14 protein-coding genes are annotated in these 18,657 nt (G+C 72.1%); 7 read left to right on the forward strand and 7 right to left on the reverse strand.

The window, feature by feature from the left end; genetic code table 11:
• Positions 1-43: 43 nt before the first annotated feature.
• A complete protein-coding gene (locus AB0H71_RS02560) occupies positions 44-283 on the reverse strand; it encodes a hypothetical protein (RefSeq protein WP_357014152.1) in 240 nt (79 codons plus the stop codon).
• A gap of 203 nt (positions 284-486) precedes the next feature.
• Here AB0H71_RS02560 and AB0H71_RS02565 point away from each other — a divergent pair, with 203 nt between their 5' ends.
• The 3 genes from AB0H71_RS02565 to AB0H71_RS02575 all read left to right on the forward strand — a co-directional run bounded on the left by AB0H71_RS02565 (position 487) and on the right by AB0H71_RS02575 (position 4,899).
• Positions 487-822, forward strand: coding sequence for a WhiB family transcriptional regulator (locus tag AB0H71_RS02565; protein WP_357014154.1), 336 nt, complete (start codon positions 487-489; stop codon positions 820-822).
• A 147-nt stretch (positions 823-969) separates the two neighbouring features.
• Positions 970-4,311: a BTAD domain-containing putative transcriptional regulator gene (locus AB0H71_RS02570; RefSeq protein ID WP_357014155.1), complete on the forward strand. Its 3,342-nt coding sequence runs from the start codon at positions 970-972 to the stop codon at positions 4,309-4,311.
• A gap of 99 nt (positions 4,312-4,410) precedes the next feature.
• Entirely contained in the window at positions 4,411-4,899 is a 489-nt protein-coding gene (locus AB0H71_RS02575) for a DUF1269 domain-containing protein (RefSeq protein ID WP_357014157.1), read from the forward strand.
• Between the two features lie 3 nt (positions 4,900-4,902).
• Here AB0H71_RS02575 and AB0H71_RS02580 read toward each other — a convergent pair whose 3' ends face one another.
• The 3 genes from AB0H71_RS02580 to AB0H71_RS02590 all read right to left on the reverse strand — a co-directional run bounded on the left by AB0H71_RS02580 (position 4,903) and on the right by AB0H71_RS02590 (position 8,390).
• Entirely contained in the window at positions 4,903-5,571 is a 669-nt protein-coding gene (locus AB0H71_RS02580) for a hypothetical protein (protein WP_357014158.1), read from the reverse strand.
• Positions 5,572-6,642: 1,071 nt separating this feature from the next.
• Positions 6,643-7,611 carry a diiron oxygenase gene (locus tag AB0H71_RS02585; RefSeq protein ID WP_357014160.1) on the reverse strand — a complete coding sequence of 323 codons (969 nt, stop codon included), beginning with the start codon at positions 7,609-7,611 and terminating at the stop codon, positions 6,643-6,645.
• 143 nt (positions 7,612-7,754) lie between these two features.
• Complete coding sequence (locus AB0H71_RS02590) at positions 7,755-8,390, reverse strand: TetR/AcrR family transcriptional regulator (RefSeq protein ID WP_357014161.1); 636 nt, start codon at positions 8,388-8,390, stop codon at positions 7,755-7,757.
• Between the two features lie 219 nt (positions 8,391-8,609).
• On the opposite strand from AB0H71_RS02590, the gene AB0H71_RS02595 reads away from it, so the two are divergent.
• Positions 8,610-10,526: an alkyl sulfatase dimerization domain-containing protein gene (locus AB0H71_RS02595; protein WP_357014163.1), complete on the forward strand. Its 1,917-nt coding sequence runs from the start codon at positions 8,610-8,612 to the stop codon at positions 10,524-10,526.
• A 36-nt stretch (positions 10,527-10,562) separates the two neighbouring features.
• Here AB0H71_RS02595 and AB0H71_RS02600 read toward each other — a convergent pair whose 3' ends face one another.
• Together AB0H71_RS02600 and AB0H71_RS02605 are read right to left on the reverse strand one after the other, a co-directional pair.
• Complete coding sequence (locus AB0H71_RS02600; protein ID WP_357014164.1) at positions 10,563-11,618, reverse strand: magnesium and cobalt transport protein CorA; 1,056 nt, start codon at positions 11,616-11,618, stop codon at positions 10,563-10,565.
• A gap of 101 nt (positions 11,619-11,719) precedes the next feature.
• Positions 11,720-12,343 carry a TetR/AcrR family transcriptional regulator gene (locus AB0H71_RS02605; RefSeq protein WP_357014165.1) on the reverse strand — a complete coding sequence of 208 codons (624 nt, stop codon included), beginning with the start codon at positions 12,341-12,343 and terminating at the stop codon, positions 11,720-11,722.
• A 92-nt stretch (positions 12,344-12,435) separates the two neighbouring features.
• On the opposite strand from AB0H71_RS02605, the gene AB0H71_RS02610 reads away from it, so the two are divergent.
• The 3 genes from AB0H71_RS02610 (at position 12,436) to AB0H71_RS02620 (ending at position 14,123) form a co-directional block, all read left to right on the forward strand.
• Complete coding sequence (locus AB0H71_RS02610; RefSeq protein ID WP_357014167.1) at positions 12,436-12,642, forward strand: hypothetical protein; 207 nt, start codon at positions 12,436-12,438, stop codon at positions 12,640-12,642.
• 17 nt (positions 12,643-12,659) lie between these two features.
• Positions 12,660-12,992 carry a DoxX family protein gene (locus tag AB0H71_RS02615; RefSeq protein ID WP_357014168.1) on the forward strand — a complete coding sequence of 111 codons (333 nt, stop codon included), beginning with the start codon at positions 12,660-12,662 and terminating at the stop codon, positions 12,990-12,992.
• A 132-nt stretch (positions 12,993-13,124) separates the two neighbouring features.
• On the forward strand, positions 13,125-14,123 hold the full coding sequence (locus tag AB0H71_RS02620; RefSeq protein WP_357014170.1) for a hypothetical protein: 999 nt from the start codon (positions 13,125-13,127) through the stop codon (positions 14,121-14,123).
• A gap of 9 nt (positions 14,124-14,132) precedes the next feature.
• On the opposite strand, the gene AB0H71_RS02625 is transcribed toward AB0H71_RS02620, so the two are convergent.
• Positions 14,133-18,656: a hypothetical protein gene (locus AB0H71_RS02625; protein ID WP_357014172.1), complete on the reverse strand. Its 4,524-nt coding sequence runs from the start codon at positions 18,654-18,656 to the stop codon at positions 14,133-14,135.
• Between the last annotated feature and the right edge of the window lies 1 nt (position 18,657).

Raw genomic sequence — 18,657 nt, forward strand, 5'->3', positions numbered from 1 at the left:
GCGACCCCGGATCGCTCCGGGATCGCGCGGCGCACAGCGGATCTCAGGACGGCAGCAGCAGGGCGAACGGCGCGTAGTCGCGCACGTGCCCGTCCACCCACTGCCAGACCGTGGTGGTGTCGACGGCGACACCGTTCTGCAGGCAGAGCAGCCAGCCGTGCTCCGCGCGCACCCAGACGTCGCCGTCCCGGTCGCGGTAGACGCCGGGTGCGGCCGGCTCGGGAGCGGCGGGGCGCGGGGCGGCCGGGGCCGGGGCGGCGACGGCGGTGCTGGTGGCGGTCATGGGTAACTCCCGTTCGAATCGGAAACAATTCCTGCGCAATATTCACCCGGCGCACTGAATAATTACTTCTGCGCGGATTCCACGCTTCTTCGGAAATTCTTTGTTATCCAGTGTTGACCATTTTCGGATAGCAGTATCGCAAATTTCGTGAATAGAGTGTCGGTGTTCTCCGGATCGGTCGGGGACGGGCGAGAGGTGACGCTATGGATTGGCGCAGTGGCGCCGCGTGCACGGGGATCGCACCGGGGCTCTTCCTGCCCCCGCTGCCGCCGCGGGGCGACCCGCGCCAGGCGCTCGGATATTGCCGTCGCTGCCCCGTTCTCAGGGAATGCGCCGAGAGTTCGCTGCGCACCGGCCGGCGGCACGGCGTGGTGGCCGGAGTTTGGCTTTCGGCGGACCCGCGCGCACCCGAAGTGCTGCGCGAGATTGCGACGGGGCGGGTGCGGCAGCGGCGGTGTGTGCGCTGCTGGCGCGTACTGGATCCGGGTTCGGCGGAGCGGTCCTGTGAATTGTGCGGATTCGCCGAGGTTCCGGTCTGAGCGAAAATCTCGCGCGCGATCGTGTTCGTGAGCACAACCGTTACCCACGGTTTGTCAGTTGTGTGAACCAGCGGTAATTTACCGATCGGTTTAACTGTGGTCGAGGCTCGGATGTGAAATATCCGGCGACTGGAGGGGCGTCGTTTCATGACAGAGGTGCGAGTTCAGGTCTTCGGTCCGCTGCGGGTCGTTCTGGATGGAAGGGCCGCGCGCCTCCAGGCGGGACGCCAGCAGGCGCTGCTCGGCAGGCTGGTACTCGCCGGCGGCACCACCACGCGGGTGGATCGCCTGATCGAGGATGTCTGGGAGGGCAGCCCGCCCGCCCAGGCCGCCTCGGTGCTGCAGGTGCAGGTACACAATCTGCGGAGAATTCTGGAGCCGGCGAGACCGCCGCGGACACCGGCCTGCGTGCTGGTGTCCGAGGACGGCGGATACGCGCTGCGGCTGGATACCGACAGCGTGGACGCCTGGCAATTCGAGCGGTTGCTCACCCGGTACGAACACCATCTGCGCGAGCACAGGGAGACCGGCCCGGCCGAGCGATATCGGATGCTCGACGAGGCGCTGGAGTGCTGGCACGGCGACGCGTTCGAATCCTTCGCCTCCGCGTCCTGGGCCTCGGCCGAGGTTTCCCGGTTGTCGGATCTGCGGTCCACCGCCATGGAAATGCGGGCCCGCGCCGCGCTGGAGATGGGGCTGGACGCCGATGTCGTCGCGGCGCTGCATCAGCTCGCCCGCGACAATCCCGGCCGCGAGGAGAGCGCGCGATTGCTGGCCACCGCCCAATACCGGCTCGGGCAGCAGATCGACGCGCTGGAGACCGTGCGCCGCACCCGCGAACATCTGCGCTCGGAATACGGCATCGACCCGGGCAGGCCGCTGCACGAACTGGAAATGGCGATCCTGAACCATTCGCTGGAACCGGAAACTCCGCCGCCCGGCACCGCGCTGGTGGTGGCCTCGGTGCCGCATCCGGAGAAACCGCCGCCGCGCTCGGCCTGCTATCCGGCCGAGGCGGCCGCCATCCACACCGCGGCCGCCGCGGCGGCGGGCGGGGATCCGCGACTACTCTGGCTGGTCGGCGCGGCCGGGTCGGGCAAGACCACGCTGCTGACCGGCGTGCTCGCGGAACTGGCCGCGCGCGGCAGCCACACCGTGTACGCCTCCTGCCCGGAACTCGACGGCGCCCCGGAGGCGTGGGCCTGGACCGAGCTGCTGGAGGGGCTGCCCGGCGCCGCCGAGGTGCCCGCCGCCGACGGCGTCTTCGGCGTGGTGCGCGCGGTCTACCGGCGCAGCCGCGAGCTGGCGCTGCGCGGCCCGGTCGTCATCGCGCTGGACGGCGCGCACCGCGCGGACGCGGCGACGCTGCAGGGCATCCGGCAGCTCATGAGCTGGCTGCACGGCGAGGCGGTGCTGGTGGTCGTCGCGGTGCGCGACCACGAGCCGGGCCGCCCGCAGGCCGAGGCCACGCTGGCCGACCTGATCACCGACCGGGTCGAGCTCACCGGCCTCGACCTCGCCGGGACCGCGGAGATGCTGAGCCGCAACGGCTTCGACAGCGGGGACGAGGCCCTGGTACGCAGCCTGCACGAGCGCACCGGCGGAAACCCCATGCTGCTGCGGATCTGGGCCCAGGTGATCGCCGCCCGCCCGGACTCCGGCGAGCCACCGCACCGCATCCGCGCCCTGGTCCTCGACGTCGCCGAGCGGCTGCCCGCCGGCTCGCTCGCGGTGCTGCGCGCGCTCGCGCTCTGGGGCGCGCCGATCGATGTCGACGCGCTGGCCCGGCTGGCCGATCTCGCCGAGGAGCAGGTGGCCGACCTGCTCGACAACGCCATGGCCGCCTCGCTGGTCCGCTTCGACGGCACCGGCCGGGTCACCGTCCGGGACGAGCTGGTGCAGCGCATCGTGCGCGACAGCATCCCGCCCATGCGGCGCAGGCGCATGCACGGCCACATGGCCGAGTTCGCCGCCGAGCGGATCGCGGGCGGCGCGCTCGACGAGGCCGGCCCCGCCGCGCTGGCCATGCACGCGCTGCACGGCAGCACCCCGGCCGGCGCGGGCCGCGCGCTGGAGCGGCTCGTCGAGGCGGCCGGGCGCTACGCGGGCGCGGGCAGGCGGGCCGAGGCCGCCACCCTGTGGCGGGCCGCCGCCGAGCTGAACGGGCGCGCCGCCCCGGTCGAGGCCGATGCCGCCGCCGGCGAACGGGCCGCGCTGATCGACGCGCTGTGCCGGCTCTCCGACGCGCTGGCGCACGAGGGCGACCGGACCGCGGCCGCCGCGGCCCGGGAGCGCGCGCTCGACCTCGCCGAGAGCCTCGCCGACCCCGCGCTGGTGGCCCGCGCGCTCACCTGCTGGAGCGCGCCGGTGATCCCGGGCATGCGCTACCGCGGCACCGGCGGCCCGCGCATCCGCGCCGCGCTCAAACACGCACTCGCCGGGGCGCTCCCGAACCATACGAGGGCCCGGCTGCTGATCACCCTGGCCGTCGAGTCCGACGGCGCCGCCACCGCCGCGCAGCGCTACGCGCACGCCGGCGAGGCGCTGGCGCTCGCCTACCACGCCGGTGACCACGTGCTGGTCTGCGCGGCGCTGAACGCGGTGGCCTGCGCCCTGGTCGACGCGGGCGCCGCCGACCTCTGCGGCCCCGCCACCGCGGAGCTGATGCGGGTGGCCGCGCTCACCGAATCCGCCGAGCACCAGGCGCTCGCGCTGTACCTGCGCGTCCTCGACGCCTGCAGGCGCGGCGATCTGGTGGCCGCGGCGCGCTACGCGCTGGAGGCGCTCGCCGTCGCCGAGGCCGCGCACTTCCCCGAGCTGAACCAGGCGCTGCTCTGCTTCGTCGCCGCCACCGACCTCATCCGCGGTGACCGGGCCGCCGCCGAGCGGCGCTACGCGCAGTGCCGCGCCGCCGCGCTCGAGGTCGGCGCCTGGCACCCGGACGCCCTGCTGCTCACCGAGCTCGCCATCGCCTGGGACCGCGGCGACCTCACCCCGCTGCGCGCCGTGCTCGAGCGGCGCTACGCGCAGGAGCCCGAGCACTTCGCCCACATCTACGCGCTCGCCCTGGCCCAGGCCGGCGAGCTGGAGCGCGCCCGCCTGGTCTTCCGGGAGAACCCGCCGCTGCAGCGCGGCCCCGGCCGCCCGCTCATGACCGCCTTCTCCGGCGCCGCCGCCGCCGCGCTCGGCGAGAGCGAGGCCGCCGCACTGCTTTTCGAGCGGCTCACCACCTGGTCCGGCTCGACCATCGGGCTCAGCACCGGGCTCGTCGGCATGGGCCCCATGGACACCGTGCTCGCCCGGCTGGCCGAAACCGCCGGTGACGAGGTCTCCGCCCGCACCCTGCGCGACCGGGCCACCGCCCAGCGCGCGCACCTGCGCGAGATCGCCGAGTCCATCCGGCCGCAGACCGATCTCGTCGCCGCCCGCTGCACCGGGGCCCCCGACCCCGGCTGCGGCTGCCCGGACCTGCAGGCCTCCATCGCCTGAGCTGCGCCGATGGCCGGGTCACCCACAATGGATGACCCCGCCCGGCGCCTTCGTCACTAGCGTCGCCCGGCGTAGGTCCCCCCGACGAAGGAGAAGCCGATGGCCGGAACCCTGACCGTCTGGAAGTTCCGCACCGAGACCGGCGCCGAGACCGCCGCGACCACCCTGCGCGAGCTCGCCCAGCAGCGGCTCGTCACCGTGCACGACGCGGCGACCGTCAGCTGGCCCGCGGGCGCGCCGAAGCCGAAGACCAAGCAGCTGCACAGCCCGACCGGCGCCGGCGCGCTCGGCGGCGCCTTCTGGGGGCTGCTGTTCGGGCTGCTGTTCTTCGTGCCGCTGCTCGGCGCCGCCGTCGGGGCCGGGATCGGCGCGCTCACCGCCTCGCTGGCCGATGTGGGGATCGACGACTCCTTCATCGCCCGGCTGAAGCAGCAGCTGACCCCCGGCACCTCCGCGCTCTTCGTGCTCTCCTCCGATGCCGCGCTCGACCGGGTGCAGGAGGAGTTCCGGCACCAGACCGCCGAGCTGGTCTCCACCAACCTCAGCCACGAGCAGGAGCGGAAGCTGCGCGAGGTCTTCGCCGAGTAGCGGTCAGGAGCGGTCCGGCGCGGGCCCGAGGTGCTCGCCGAACCACACCGAGGCCAGGTAGGCCGACCACATGCCCAGCCGGTCCCGCGGGACCGGCTGGGCGCTCACCGCCAGCTCGGTGATCCGGGTCGGGGCCGGGACGAGTTCCGCGGCCGCGCGAACGCACCGCCGGATCCGCTCGTCCACGCCGCCGGAGACGAACAGGGTCGGGGCGAGCACCCGGGTGAGGCGCTCGGCGGCCAGGTCGGGGCGGGCGCCGTGCACCACCACCGTGGTCAGCCGGATATCGGGCTCCCCCGCGGTCCAGAGCGCCACCGGCGCGTCCGAGCCGATGCCGAACAGCCCGACCGGCATCCAGCGGTACGGCGACCCGGCCAGCCAGTTCCTGACCGCGAGCAGCCGCCGCCCGAGCAGCGTGATGTCGAAGATCAGGTCGGTGGTGGCCTCGGCCGGGGTCAGCAGGTCCAGCGTGAGCGAGCCGAGTCCGCGGTCGGTCAGCCGGCCCGCGATGTAGGAGTTGCGCGGGCTGTCGCGCCAGGTGCCGCTGCCGTGCGCGACGAGCACGATGGCGCGCGCCTCCGGCGGGATGCGCAGGTGCCCGCGCAGCGCCGCGCCCTCGGCGTAGACGGTGATCTGCTCGTCGGTATCCAGTGCCGTGATCATCTCGGTCATGAGATCAGTCTGTGCGACAGCACTTTTCGAGAGCTTCCGCGCGGATTCCGGGCGACCCCCGGCGGCGACTGTGAGCCAGGCGATACGGCGGGCGACCGGTGGGACGCGTACGTGTCGCCGTGGGACCGCGACCCCGCGCTGGCACCCCCGCCGGTCGAGAAGCACCACTGGTACGCCACGGCGGCAGCCGTGGTGGAGGCCGCGGTCGACGCGATGGAGACCCGCCGAGATGTGCAGGCACAGCGGGCGACATTGCGTTCGGTGCCCCGCCGCATCGATGACCAGCGCAAGCAGCACAGGGACGCGACGCACGCCCGGATCGCGCGCTACGAGCGCCGGCTGCGGCACGGGCTCGACCCAGCGCCGGCGAACCCGTTCCGCCGTGGCCTGCGTGTGCAGATCGCGCGCCGCCATCGCGGCAACTACGACACTCCGGCCGACCTTCACGACCTCACGTCTGCGGGCTCCGGCCTTCGGCATCCGCTTGTGGCCCAACTGATCTGGACAGGACTTGGCATGAGTATCGGAGCAGCGGTACTGGCGATCGCGCCGGTCGGGGACGACGCGCGCGGGCTGGAGATCGCCTCGATCGCGGCGGCGTCGGTCCCGGTGATCGGCGCCGCCCTCGCGGCGACGTCGAGCAGGGAGCTCCGCGATATCGCCTTCGTCCACCTGCGCCGGACCCTGCTCGCGGCCCAGCTGCTGGCCTTCGCCGCGGTGCTCACCTTCATCACCTCGGTGCTGCTGGCCACCTTCGGGGTGGTCGACGGGCTCGGGGCGGTGTACGCGGCCCTGGCGGGCGGCACGCTCGGCGGGGTGTCGCTGCTGGTCGGCAACCGGGTCAAGGATGCGCGCAGCCTCGCCTTCACCATCAGCATGGTCGACGGCATCACCGATCCCGACCTGCAGAACGAGCTGCGGTTCCGCCTGGCGCTGGAGGAGGGGGCGAATCAGAGCGGCGAGCGGGCCCTGCCCCGCGCCCGGAGTGAACCTGCCCGCCTGATTCGCAGCTCGGCTCGGCGAAAGCCGCGGCTACGCATGCTGCCGCGCCGAAACGCGCCGTCGTGCCGCTCAGGCGGCGGCGAAGTTCGGCTCGCCGCGGTACCGGGACGGCTTGCCGTCGATTCCGAGCGCCCGCCACACCCGCCGGGCCACGGGGTTCATCAGCTCCAGCTCCACGGCCAGCATGCGGACGTCGGCGAAGGTGTCGCGCAGCATCGCGCGCGAGCTCTCGCTGCCCCACCACGCCTGGTCGATGACATGGGCGGGGATATCGAGGTCGCGGCGCATGGCCCGGCTCGGTTTCATGATCACGTCGCAGAGCACGCGCATGATCACCGGCGTCAGCACCGAGACCAGGAAGCGCTGCCGCGGCGCGAGTTTCGGCACCTTGTGCTGCAGGTACCGGTGCGCGAAGCCGATGTGCCGCGCCTCCTCGGCGATGTGGATCTGCATGACGCGGGTGACGAGCGGGTGCCGCTCCTCGGTGCCGCGCAGCACCGTCTTCTGCAGGTGGTCGATGGGCTCCTCGCCGGCGAGCACGCCGACGAAGAAGCCGAAGGGCACGATCCCACCGGCCAGCGCGAGCAGGGGAGCGGCCCGGCGGAACCAGCGCGGGCCGCCGCGCACCTCGACGCCGATCCGGTTCACGAGCTCCTGGAACATCTGGATGTGGTGACATTCCTCGGTCGCCTCGTGCAGCGAGTAGCGGAACTCCACCGACCGGTTCGGCAGCCGCAGCCCGAAGTTCATGATCCCGCCGATCAGGGCCTGTTCGAACTGCAACCCGACCTTGACCAGCTCGGCCTGCCGGTACATCCCGATCTCGATCTGCCGCTGCAGCGGGAGCGCGCGGTACCAGTCGGTCGCGCCGAGCGGGTCGGCGGCGGGCAGCACCCAGCGCGGGTCGCCGGGCACGATGGCGTACTCCGGGTCGTCCCACGGCACGTCGAGGAAGGCGTCGAAGTGCCGGTGCACCGAGGCTTCGGAGAGGTCGCGCAGCGTCGCTTCGTAATCGGCTCGGGTCCGGGCGGCGGTCATGGGCCGAGTCCTTCCACTACCAGGGTTGTCGCGAATCCTGTTGCCGAAGCGCATTTCCCGCACGGCGACAGTTATATGGGACGCGATGTCCAAGTTAGATTAACGTGACACGGCGTCTCAGTCAATCGTCGGCGGTGCCGGAGTCAGCGGCGGGCCTCGCGCAGGCGGGCGGCGATGACCTGCCCGATCGCGTCCTGCAGGAAGGCCGACAGCTGCCCGGCGGTGAGCGCGGGATGCGGATCGGCGAGCCAGCGGGTGACCGCGGCGTCGACCAGGCCGGTAATGGCAAAGGCCATGAGGTCGGCGAGGGGAAGCGCGTCGGGCCGCTTCCGCAGGATCAGCACCAGCGCCCGCTCGACCCGCGCGGCGATGGCGGTGCGCGCCTCGGTGACGACCCCGGAACCGAGGGCGAGGAACTGGTGCAGTCGCTGGTTCTCCAGCACCCAGCCGACGTAGGCGTCCACGGCGCGGGGCAGCGCGACCTCGAGGGTGTCGGCGGGTTCCAGCACCGGGGCGAGCGCGCCCATCAGCTCCTCGACGATGCGGGCCCGCAGCTGTTCGTCGAGGTCCTCGCGGTCCTTGAAGATGCGGTACACCACCGAGCGCGGGACCTCGGCGTGCGTGGCGATCTCCTGCACCGCGACCGCCGGGCCGTCGCGCCGGATGGCGGCGAGTCCCGCGCGCAGGATGCGGTCGCGCCGAGCGGACTTGTGGTCGTCCCAGCGGCGGGTGCGCCCGTCGACGGCCCCGGACTCCGAACCCCGCGGGCGCTCCGCCATCCGGTCACTATAGCCAGCCGCACCCGGGTAGCCGGGACGGCGGCGTCTGTTCGGGAGTGCGAGGTTCTCGGTCGGTTCACCCGATACGGGTGATGCGCGGTCGTGTGCGCGGAGCGACGCTCGGAGGTATCACCCGGCGCCGGTGACCCGGGTGGCTGCGCGCGTCAGGGGCGGCGGCCGCGACCAGCGGCGACGGTGTCGATCGGACAGGGAGTGCAGATGACAGAGCCGAAGGACGCGACAGCGTTCACCGCCGAGGTCAACCGAGCGGCCGTGGCGAAGTACGCGATGAACGACCGAGCGGACTTCACCGACGCCGAACGGGGGTTCATCGCCGGGCTCCCGGAGCGGATGTACACCCCGGACGGCCAGCTCATGCGGGACGGATCGCTGACCGCGTACATCACCGACGACGCGCCCTGCCCGGACACCGTCAACCCGGCCCTGTGGCGGCAATCCCAGGTGCTGCGCAGGCAGGGCCTGTTCGAGGTCGTGGACGGGCTCTATCAGGTCCGGATCGTCATGCAGGTGACCATCGTGGACGCACCGGACGGGCTGGTGATCATCGATACCGGCGACAATGTCGACCTGGCGGCAGCCTCGATGGCGCTGTTCCGCAGCGAGACCGGTAACGACAAGCCGGTGGTCGCCGTCATCTACACCCACACCCACTTCGATCACTACGGGGGCGTCAAAGGCATTATCGACGAGGCCGACGTCGCCTCGGGCAAAATCCCGATCGTCGCCCCCGGCACCATCGAATCGTTCAACAAACACGCCATCGGCGAGAACGTGATCACCGGCAACGCCATGTCCCGCCGGATGGGCTACACCTTCGGCGTGCTGCTGCCGCGCTGCGACTGCGGGCTCGTCAGCGTCGGCCTCGGCTCCGCGGACGCGGGCATGTACACCAATTTCAGCTACATTCCGCCCACCGACCCGGTGACAAAGACCGGCGAGAAGCGGACCCTCGGCGGCTGGGAGTTCGAGTTCCTCTATGCCCCCGACACCGAGGCGCCGGAGGAGATGCATATCTGGATTCCGGCGATCAATGCTCTGACCTGTGCCGAGAACGCCAACCACGCGATGCACAACATCCAGACGATCCGCGGCGCCCGCACCAGGGACGCGCGCAATTTCGCCCGGTACCTCGACGAGACCCTCGTCCGGTGGGGCGACCGGGCCGAGGTGCATTTCGGGCCGCACACCTGGCCGGTCTGGGGCAACGAGAAGGTGGTGCGGTTCCTCGAGGATCAGCGGGATATGTACAAATTCATCTACGACCAGTCCCTGCGCCTGGCCAACCAGGGCCTCACCCCGCTGGAGGCCGCCGAAATACTCGATCTCCCGGATGAACTCGGGAAGAAGTGGTACAACCGCTACTACCACGGCGGCCTGCACCACAATGTCCGCGCGGTCTTCCACAAGGAACTCGGATTCTGGGACGGCGATCCCGCCACCATCCTTCCCCTCCTCCCGGCCGACAACGCCAAGCGGCACACCGAGCTGATCGGCCGCGACAAGATCCTCGAAACCGGCCGGGCCGCGATCGCGGAAGGCGACTACCGCTGGGCCGTGCAAATCCTGCACCACCTCGTCTTCACCGACCCCGGCGACACCGAGGCGCGCAACCTGCAGGCCGACGCCTACGAACAACTCGGATACCAGCAGGAGGTACCGCAATATCGAGGGCTGTTCCTCTGCGCTGCCAAGGAACTGCGCAATGGTGTCGCGAGCGAAGGGCAATTGAACACCGACAGCCTGGACACCATTCTGGCGATGCCCATCGACCTGCTCTTCGACTTCGCCGGAGTTCACCTCGACGGGCCCGCCGCCGACAGCGCCGGACTCGCCATCCGGGTCAACTGGACATTCACCGGTGCCGGACAGGATCAGCCGTGGACTATGTGGATTCGCGGTGGTGTCCTCAACGCGCGTCCGGGGCACGCCGACGGGGCGCAACTCACCCTCGCGGGTACCAAACCCGCTCTGGCTCAGGTCCTGCTCGCCCCCGGGAACGCGGCGGAGCTGATCTCACGACTCGACGTGACGGCCGACGGCGATACCGGTGTGCTGGCCGAGCTCGCCACGGTGACCGATACCTTCGACCCGCACTTCAACCTCATCACCCCCTGAGAACACCCGCCTCGCCTGCCGCCCTGCGGTACGTGTTCAGAGCCAGCCATTGCGCCGGAACGCGGCGAACAGCGCGGTGCAGGCGGTGATCATGACGATCAGGGCGACGGGATATCCCCACGGCTGGGACAGCTCGGGCATGTGCTCGAAGTTCATGCCGTAGATCCCGGCGATCATGGTCGGCACCGCGGCGATCGCGACGAGCGCGGTGATCTTGCGCATGTCGGTGTTCTGCTGCACGGTGATCTTGGCCAGGGAGGCGGTCACCAGCGAGGAGAGGGCGTCGTCGAAATCGGTGATCCGATCGGCGACCGTCGAGTGGTGATCGGCGACATCACGGAAGTAGCGGCGCACCTCCTTCGGCAACGGCGTCTCGGGCTTGGTCAGCAGCACCAGCGGGGTTCCCAGCGGCAGCACCGCGCGGCGCAGCTCCACGATCTCGCGTTTGAGCAGGTAGATCGCCGCGATCTCGATCCGGGAGCGCGGGGTGAACACGTCTTCCTCCATCGCGTCCACGTCGTTCTGCACCGCGTCGGCGACATCGAGATAGGAGTCGACGACATGGTCGGCGATGGCGTGCAACACCGCGCCGGGCCCCAGCGCCAGCCGGCCCGGGTCGGCTTCGAGCTCACCGCGCAGCGTCGTGAGCTGCGAATGCGACCCGCGGCGCACCGCGACGACGAAGTCAGGGCCGGCGAAGACCATGATCTGGCCGGTGGCGACGATCTCGGAGACGGTGTGCAGCTCGTGCTCGACGTAGGCGACGGTGCGCAGCGCCAGCACCAGGGTGTCGTCGTAGCGTTCGAGCTTGGGGCGCTGCTCGTCGGATTCGGCATCCTCCACCGCCAGCGGGTGCAGCCCGAAGGCCGCGGCCACATCGGCGAGCTGGGCTCGGTCGGGATCGTGCAGCCCGACCCAGCAGAACTCGTGCCCGCTCGCGCCGGCCCGGACCCGGGCCAGGGCTTCGGTGTGGGTGAACCGGCCCGGCACCCGGGCTCCGTCCCGGTACACCGCGCAGTCCACGATCGCTCGCGCGGTCGGCACCGAGACCCGCGTCCGCTCGCTGCCGTGGTCGTCATCGCTGCTCGTCACCGCGAGAGACTAGCCATCCCCACGCGACCGAATCACCGGGATCCAGACGCGCTCGCCGCCGGCCGGTCCACCCCGGCGCGCCGAGGCGTGAGCCCCGCCGCCTATCCGGAATCCCGGAGGAGCGCGCGCTCGGCGGTGGCGGTGAGGCGTTCGATCGCCTCCTCCACATCGAGCCCCCGCCCGGTCAGCAGCAGATCGAGGCTCTCGAAGCTGGTCAGCGTCCACAGCACGTCGGCGGCCCACTCGGCCGAGACACCCGCGCGCAATGCCCCGGCGTCGGCGAGCCGCCGGGCCAGGTGCTCCACGCCGCCGCGGCGGTCGGTCTCCATGGCGCGCACCGCGTCGGCCGCGGAGGAGGGGTCGAGGCGGTCCATGGCGTGCAGCACGCGGTAGATATCGAGGTCGCCGGCCTTCATCCGGCTCGCGGCGGCGATCGCGGCGCGCAGGTGGGCGCGCGGGTCGTCGGCGGCCACCGCAGCGGTGAGCTCGGCGAGGCCGGTGCGGGCCCACAGGTCGGCGACGAAGGCATCGAAAAGCCCGGCGCGGGAACCGAAGTCGGCGTAGACGGTGGACCGGGAGACACCGGCGGCGCGCGCCACGCGGTCGAGGCTCAACTGCTCGGTGGGCGCCTCGCGCAGCCGGTCGGCCACGGCCTCGAGGATGCGCCGCCGGGTCTGTTCGGCGGCGCGGGCGCGGGCGTCCTGGTCGTACTTGCGCTTGGTCACGGCCCGATTCTCGCATATTCGGTTGACAGAGTGTCCGATGGAATCGCACACTTTCACCACACGTAGTGTTCGATGAAAGTGAGGGGTCGGCGATGCGCCACCTGACCTCCCGGCGGGCCCGCTTCGGCCTGCTCGCCCTCTGGCCCGCCGGGCTGCTGCTCGCGCTGGCCACCGAAAGCCTGGACGTGGTTCCGGCCGCGCTCGTCTTCGCCCTGAGCATTCCGTTCATGGCGACCCTTTCCCCCTTCCTCCTCGGTGCCGCCCTGCTCGGCACCGGCCGAATCCCGCAGGAGCATTGATGAATACAGCAACAATCGTGGTGACGGCGCTTCTCGCGTTCGCGGTGACCGGCTCCGCCGCGGCCACGCTGACCCGGCAGCCGACGATCGTCGCCACCGTCTCCGGCGTCGGCTTCCCGATCGAGCACCTCCGAACGCTCGGTGTGCTGAAAGCGGTCGGCGTCGTCGGGTTGTGCCTGGGGCTGGTGTGGGCACCGGTGGCGGTTGCGGCTGCTGCGGGGCTCGTGGGTTATTTCGCCGCCGCGCTCGTCGCGCACCTGCGAGTGCGTCGCTACGACATCGTCCCGGCCGCGGTTTTCCTCGCCCTGTCCGTCGCCGCGCTGACCCTGCTGGTCGGAGAGCTCGCATGACCCGTCGTGGGTGCTGCGAGGAGTAGTGCCTTACCCGTGCCATACGCCCCCCGCCGGACCATTCTGACATCGGAAGAACGGCGTGCTGAGCACACCGTTATCGCTGGACTTCGAAGGATGCGAGGTACCGGTATGTTGCCTTTTCCGGATGCGAAGAACGACCCACTGGTGCACGACGACGCGCTGCAACTCGCGCTCGATACCGCGATAGCGTCGACGCCGGGCGTCTCGAACAGCACGCCGATCGTGATCGTGGCTCTGGACCCGGACGGCAGGCGCGGCTATGCCGGTCGGCTGGAGTTCATGGAGTGCTATTCGGCCAGCCTGCTGAAGGTCGCTGCGCTGTATGCCGCTTTCGAGCTGCGGAAGGCGGGCAATCAGCTGCTGGCGGGAGCGGTGCCCGCGAATGCCTTCCAGGCCCTGCGGGACGGCTTCGACGAGGTCATCAGGGTGAATCGGCTGCCGCGGCTGGCGAGTCTCGAGGATCGCCATCTGCTGCCGAAGTACGAGAAGGTCTTCGCCTACGATCCGGCCGCGAATATCGTCAATTTCACGCAGGACTTCTGGAACGACATGTCCGCGGCCATTGCCGACGGCAGCAATCCGGCCGCGGGCCGGTGCGTCCAGCGGCTGGGGTTCGGATATCTGACCACCGCCGCGTCGGAGGCGAATTTCTTCGACGCCGACGCCGATCACGGCATCTGGTTGTGCGGTGATTTCGGCGCGGGATTCCCGCCGCAGCGCATTCCGTGCGAGAACGACGGGCCGACGGCGCAGGGGACGAGCGGCTACCAGATGGCGAAGCTGTTCACCCTGCTGGCCGATGCGCGGCTGGTGGATCCGGCCGGTGACGCCGCCATGCTCGAGCTGCTGCAGCTCGCCGTGATCAAGCTGCACCTGTTTCTCAATCGGGACACCTCCGTGCAGTACGTGACGCTGCACTCCAAGATCGGCCTCGGTCCGGTCGCCGCCGGATTCTCGGTCGCCTCCGAAGCGCTGATCGCGCGGGAGAACTCGACCGGTCGCCGATTCGTGGTGGTGTTCCAGAATCAGCGGTTCGCCGGTGATGCCTCGGTCTTCCCGGTGGCCGGGGTCGTGGATGCGGCGATCGCCGCGTATCTGTTCGGGTGATCGGGGCGGTCACAGGTAGAGGTGGTCGGCGTAGACGAGCCGGGACAGCGTGGCCGGTTCCGGCGCGCCGGGCTCGGGGTCGGTGGGGAGCAGCTCGTACTCCTCGATGAGCACCCGCAGGTCGGGGGTGGCGCCGGGGGTGCGGAGGCGCAGGGCGGGATCGAGGTGCAGCAGCCCGCTCCACCCGGCCGACAGCGCGGTCAGGTGGCCGTCCGCCGGGTCGGTGGTGACCTGCGCGCCCACCACTTCGCACTGCACCTGACCGACCTTGGTCCAGCCCAGATCGGTGGCCGTGCCCGGATCCGCGAGTTGCAGCGTCGCGACCACGCGCCTGCTGGTCGGCAGGGTCCGGATGACGAAGGCGGCGGGGCGCTCCGGGCCGGGCGGTGCGGGCGCGGCGGCGAGGCCGGGGATGTCGGTGAAGGCCGTCGACCCGGAGACCGTCACCCGGACCTGCCCGGCCTCCGGGCGGCTCAGGGTGGCGATCCGCTCGGGCAGCAGCTGCACGTAGTCGGTGGCGACGGTGGGGGAGTGGAAGCAGCCGGGTGCCGAGTGCGGCTGGTAGCGGGCCAGGGTGAGCCGGACGAAGGGCCAGGCGGTCTCGGCGGCGTCGAAGACGATATCGGCGAACCACCGCCGCCGCTCCGGGTGGTATTCGGGCCGGTACAGGTAGGCGGCGCGGTGGTCGTCGATATCGACGTACCCGACCGGGCGGCCGGGGTGCTCGCCGGGGTCGAGCCGCAGCTGTAGCGCCCGCTGCTGCCAGGCCGGGGTCACCTGCAGGTCGGTGGCGTTGCGCAGCCCGGCGGTGACGAACGCGGGGTCGCGGCCCCACAGGCTGATGTCCTCGGGGCTGGTGCCGTCCTGCGGTGCGGTGCCGACGACGACCGCGAGCAGCTCGCCGTCGCCGCTGGCCAGCCAGGGCCGGTCCAGCCACACCCGGACCCCGCTGCGCCGGGTGCGGCGGCGGGCGAAGGGGTGCTCGGGCTCGCTCTCGTCCTCCCAGCGGAACATCGGCACGACCTCGTGCACCAACGGCGTCGGTGGCGGCGCGGAGTTCGGGTGGAGCACGCGGCGAGCGGCGCCGGCGGAGAGCTCGTCGCCGGCCGCGGGCAGCTGCTCGGCGGGGAAGAACTCGCGGTAGCGGGTGGTGCCGTGCAGGCGGTAGTCCACCTCCCGGTAGCGGGTGTCGGGCAGTGCGTGCACGATCGGCCGGACCGGAACCCCCGGCTCCCGGGTACCCGCGACGGGTGCGGCGGTGGTGCTGAACAGCGATCGCCGCTCCCCGGCGCCGACGGCGAACCCGGTCACCACCTCGGCCTTCGGGACCGGGCCCGGTGCGTCGAGCGCGGGGTCGTCCACCAGGTCGGTCCAGGTGGCGCGGAGCTCGACCCGGTCGGTGCTGGCGCCGTGGATATCGAGCGCGCCGACCAGTTCGGCGGTGGCGACGCCCCGGTTCCGGGCGGGGGCGGTGAGCGCGGTCAGCTCCGGGGCTACGGCGGGCCGCAGGGTGGCGTGCACCAGCCGCAGGTCGATGCCGGGCGTCAGCCACCAGAGCCAGCCGTCCAGCGCGGCCCGCTCCAACACGGCCCGGTCCGGCTCGGTCACGGCGGGGTCGTGCACGGCGTGGAAGCGCCAGAGCCCGAGCCGGTTCAGGTGTTCGCGGTCGAGCACGCTGGAGACGGCGACGGCGATCTGCTCGCCCGGCGGCACCCCGATGTCGAGGACATTGCCGTTCTGCTCGGCGTGCAGCACCGGGGCGCCGTGCAGCACCAGCCGCAGCGGTTCGATCCGCGGCCACGCGCCCGCGTAGGGGACGACCACGGACTGCAGGATCCGCGCGTCGCGCAGCGTGTGGCCGGTTCCGGCGCGGTAGAAGATCAGCGCGATGCCGCGGGCCATCGAGTCCGGCAGGTAGGGCAGCACCAGCTGATCGACATCGTGCACCACGTACTGGCCCTCGGCGGGCTGCCGCTCCGGATCGTCCTGCAGCGCGGCGAGATCCACCAGAGCGGCCGGGTCCGCGCCGGGGCCGGCGTGCAGTGCGATGCCGGGCTGCTCGACCTCGGCGTCCGGTTCGTCCAGGTTCTGGATGCGCTGGTGCAGCAGTGAGCCGCGCTCGGCCAGCGCGATGGCGTAGGCGCGGCGCCGGTCGGCCGGGTCCGGCGAGGTCATGAGCGCGTCGAAGCGGCCGTCGAGCTCGGCGTCGAGCTGCGTGGACTTGGGCGGGGCGAGGTGCCGTTCGGTGTTCGTCGCCCCGTCGCGGATCACCAGGCGGTGCAGTGACTCTCCGACCGAGTAGGGCGTGCGCGGCACCACGGCCGGGGGCAGCACGGCCTCCCAGCGCAGGAAGAGCCGGGGGGTGGTGACGGTGGCGGGGTCCGCGGTCTCGGCGGCGAAGAGGGCGGCGAAGCGTTCGGGCTCGATGTCGAGCTGGGGGCGGGTGGTGAGCCGGGTCGCGGAGTTCTCGACGGCGTCCATGGCGTGCTCGACCGCCGCGACCCCGGCATCGCCCGCCGGTGCCGCGGCGGCGGCGTCCCCGCGGGAACGGGCGAGCAGCGCGGCCGCGTCGCGGGCGTCGGCATCGGCGCGCAGCGCGGCCAGGTGCGCGGTGGCCGCGGCGACGGCGGCGGGGTCGGGCGGTGCCGTCGCGGTGCCGCGCGCCACGCTGTTGCCCGCCAGGTCGACCCCGGCCAGCCGGAAGGAGTATCGGCGGCCGTAGCGCAGTGCGGGCAGTGTTCTCGGCGCGGCCACGGATCGGATGCCGAGGCCATCGCGCTCCGGGCCGGGGCGCTCGTCCCGGTCGGTGATCATCTCCCGGCCCGGTTCGCCGCCCTGGCCGCTGTCGTGCACGACGCGGAGTCCGGGCCGGGGCGCGGCCAGGCTCCAGCCGTCCCAGCCGGCGATCACCTCGTGCACGTAGTAGGCATTGCCGGGGTTGCCGGGGACCCGGGCCAGCGGCGCGTTCTGCAGGTAGCCGGTGTCCGGGGCGTCGGTGAGCACGGGGGTGCCGCGATGGTCGGCGCTGACCAGGCGTTCGTGCAGGCTGTGCCACTGCCCGGTGCTGTCGTCCCACACCTCGAGCCGGTAGCCGCGGGCCAGCGCCTCGAAGCCGAGGCGCGGCCGGGCATCGAGCGGCACATCGTCGGCGGCGACCTGCGGGCTGAGCTGCTCGGCGGCCGAGACCCGGGTCAGGAGTTCCGTCGGGCGGTCGATGTGGGCGAGCGAGAAGCCGGACGAGCGCAGCGTGCCGGGGGTGAAGGCGGCCGGGTCGCCGTTGAGCTCGGTGGCCACCGACCGGACCGTGCCGCGCAGCAGCTGCTCGAGTTTGAGCCCGGAGGCGTCCGGGTCGAGATCGAGCACCCGGAAGCGGTCGGGGCGGCCGACGGTGAGGAAGCCCGAGCTCCAGGCGTCGGTGTCGGGGGCGGCCAGGAAACGCTGCCCGTCGACCAGGCAGCGGGTGGCGGGCCCGACCAGCGGCTCGAAGCCCTCCACCGCGAGGTCGCAGCAGATCAGCGTGGCGGCGGCGAGCGTGTCGAGCTCCGCCACCCGGATGTCGAGCACGAAGCCGAGCCGCCGGGCCAGCGCGGGGACGCCGCCGATGGTGGCGGCGCGGGCGTGGAAGTCGGGGACCGGCGGCTCCGGGCGCGGCTCGTGCGCGCCGTCGGCCGGGGTCTGCGCGTAGCGCCGCTGCTCGCCGTCGCGCTGGTAGAAGCGCTGCGTGGCGTGGGTGTCGCGCAGCATCGCGAGCACCGGATCGCCGGAATCGGAGTCGCCGGCCGGTGCGTCGAGGAAGGTGCTGATCTCGGTGTCGCAGGCGTCGAGGGGTGCTTCGAGGGGGGAGCGCCAGGTCGGCTGCTCCCCGGTCGCCTCGGTCAGCGTGAGGTGGGGGCCGGAGGGAGGCGGCGGGGGTGGCGGTGGCGGGTCCGGTGGCGGCGGGGTGAGCGCGGGACCCAGCGCCGCGGCGGTCCGATCGGCCGCTCGGTCCGCTATGCCGGTGCGGCGCCGCCGCTTGGCCGCGTCGTAGGCCTTCTGCGCGTCGAGGGTCCGGCGCAGATTCGGCGCCTCCCCGTCCGTGGCGATGGTCCGGTCGAGCACGGCGAGGATCGCGCGCGCCAGGCGGCTGCCGCCGGGGGAGGGCCGGGTGACCGGCGAGGAGAAGGCCGACACGTAGTGCGCCTCGAGCGCGTGCTCGGGCAGCCGGTTGGCCGGGTAGCTCTTCCACGGCGCGTTCGTGGTGACCGGTGCCGGGAAGCCGCGTACCGGCGTCTCCGGCGGAAACGCTGTCGCCCAGGCGGATTCGTCGAGCGGGTCCAGCACCGGGGTGCCGGTGACCGTCCCGGCGTCGGTGCGCAGCGTGATCCGCGCGGTGCGCAGGGCCGCGACCCAGTTCGCCATGGCCGCGATATCGGCGAGGCTGCCGGTCTCGCCGGGGGAGAGCCGGTGGGTGAGGAACAGGGAGAGGTGGCAGGGCGCGTCCGGGGCGATCGAGTGCGGGAGCACCGTCACCATGAGCTGAGCGGTTCCGGGCATG

Origin of the sequence: Nocardia sp. NPDC050697 (genome assembly GCF_040654395.1) — a bacterium.
In the GTDB taxonomy this organism is placed as follows: Bacteria; Actinomycetota; Actinomycetes; order Mycobacteriales; family Mycobacteriaceae; genus Nocardia.

What these genes read in the sequence shown, in the direction of transcription:
- AB0H71_RS02620 (WP_357014170.1), top strand. Translation starts at nt 13,125, where the DNA reads ATGTTGCCTTTTCCGGATGCGAAGAACGACCCACTGGTGCACGACGAC.
- AB0H71_RS02570 (WP_357014155.1), top strand. Translation starts at nt 970, where the DNA reads ATGACAGAGGTGCGAGTTCAGGTCTTCGGTCCGCTGCGGGTCGTTCTG.
- AB0H71_RS02560 (WP_357014152.1), bottom strand. Translation starts at nt 283, where the DNA reads ATGACCGCCACCAGCACCGCCGTCGCCGCCCCGGCCCCGGCCGCCCCG.
- AB0H71_RS02590 (WP_357014161.1), bottom strand. Translation starts at nt 8,390, where the DNA reads ATGGCGGAGCGCCCGCGGGGTTCGGAGTCCGGGGCCGTCGACGGGCGC.
- AB0H71_RS02595 (WP_357014163.1), top strand. Translation starts at nt 8,610, where the DNA reads ATGACAGAGCCGAAGGACGCGACAGCGTTCACCGCCGAGGTCAACCGA.
- AB0H71_RS02625 (WP_357014172.1), bottom strand. Translation starts at nt 18,656, where the DNA reads ATGCCCGGAACCGCTCAGCTCATGGTGACGGTGCTCCCGCACTCGATC.
- AB0H71_RS02575 (WP_357014157.1), top strand. Translation starts at nt 4,411, where the DNA reads ATGGCCGGAACCCTGACCGTCTGGAAGTTCCGCACCGAGACCGGCGCC.
- AB0H71_RS02585 (WP_357014160.1), bottom strand. Translation starts at nt 7,611, where the DNA reads ATGACCGCCGCCCGGACCCGAGCCGATTACGAAGCGACGCTGCGCGAC.
- AB0H71_RS02610 (WP_357014167.1), top strand. Translation starts at nt 12,436, where the DNA reads ATGCGCCACCTGACCTCCCGGCGGGCCCGCTTCGGCCTGCTCGCCCTC.
- AB0H71_RS02580 (WP_357014158.1), bottom strand. Translation starts at nt 5,571, where the DNA reads ATGACCGAGATGATCACGGCACTGGATACCGACGAGCAGATCACCGTC.
- AB0H71_RS02565 (WP_357014154.1), top strand. Translation starts at nt 487, where the DNA reads ATGGATTGGCGCAGTGGCGCCGCGTGCACGGGGATCGCACCGGGGCTC.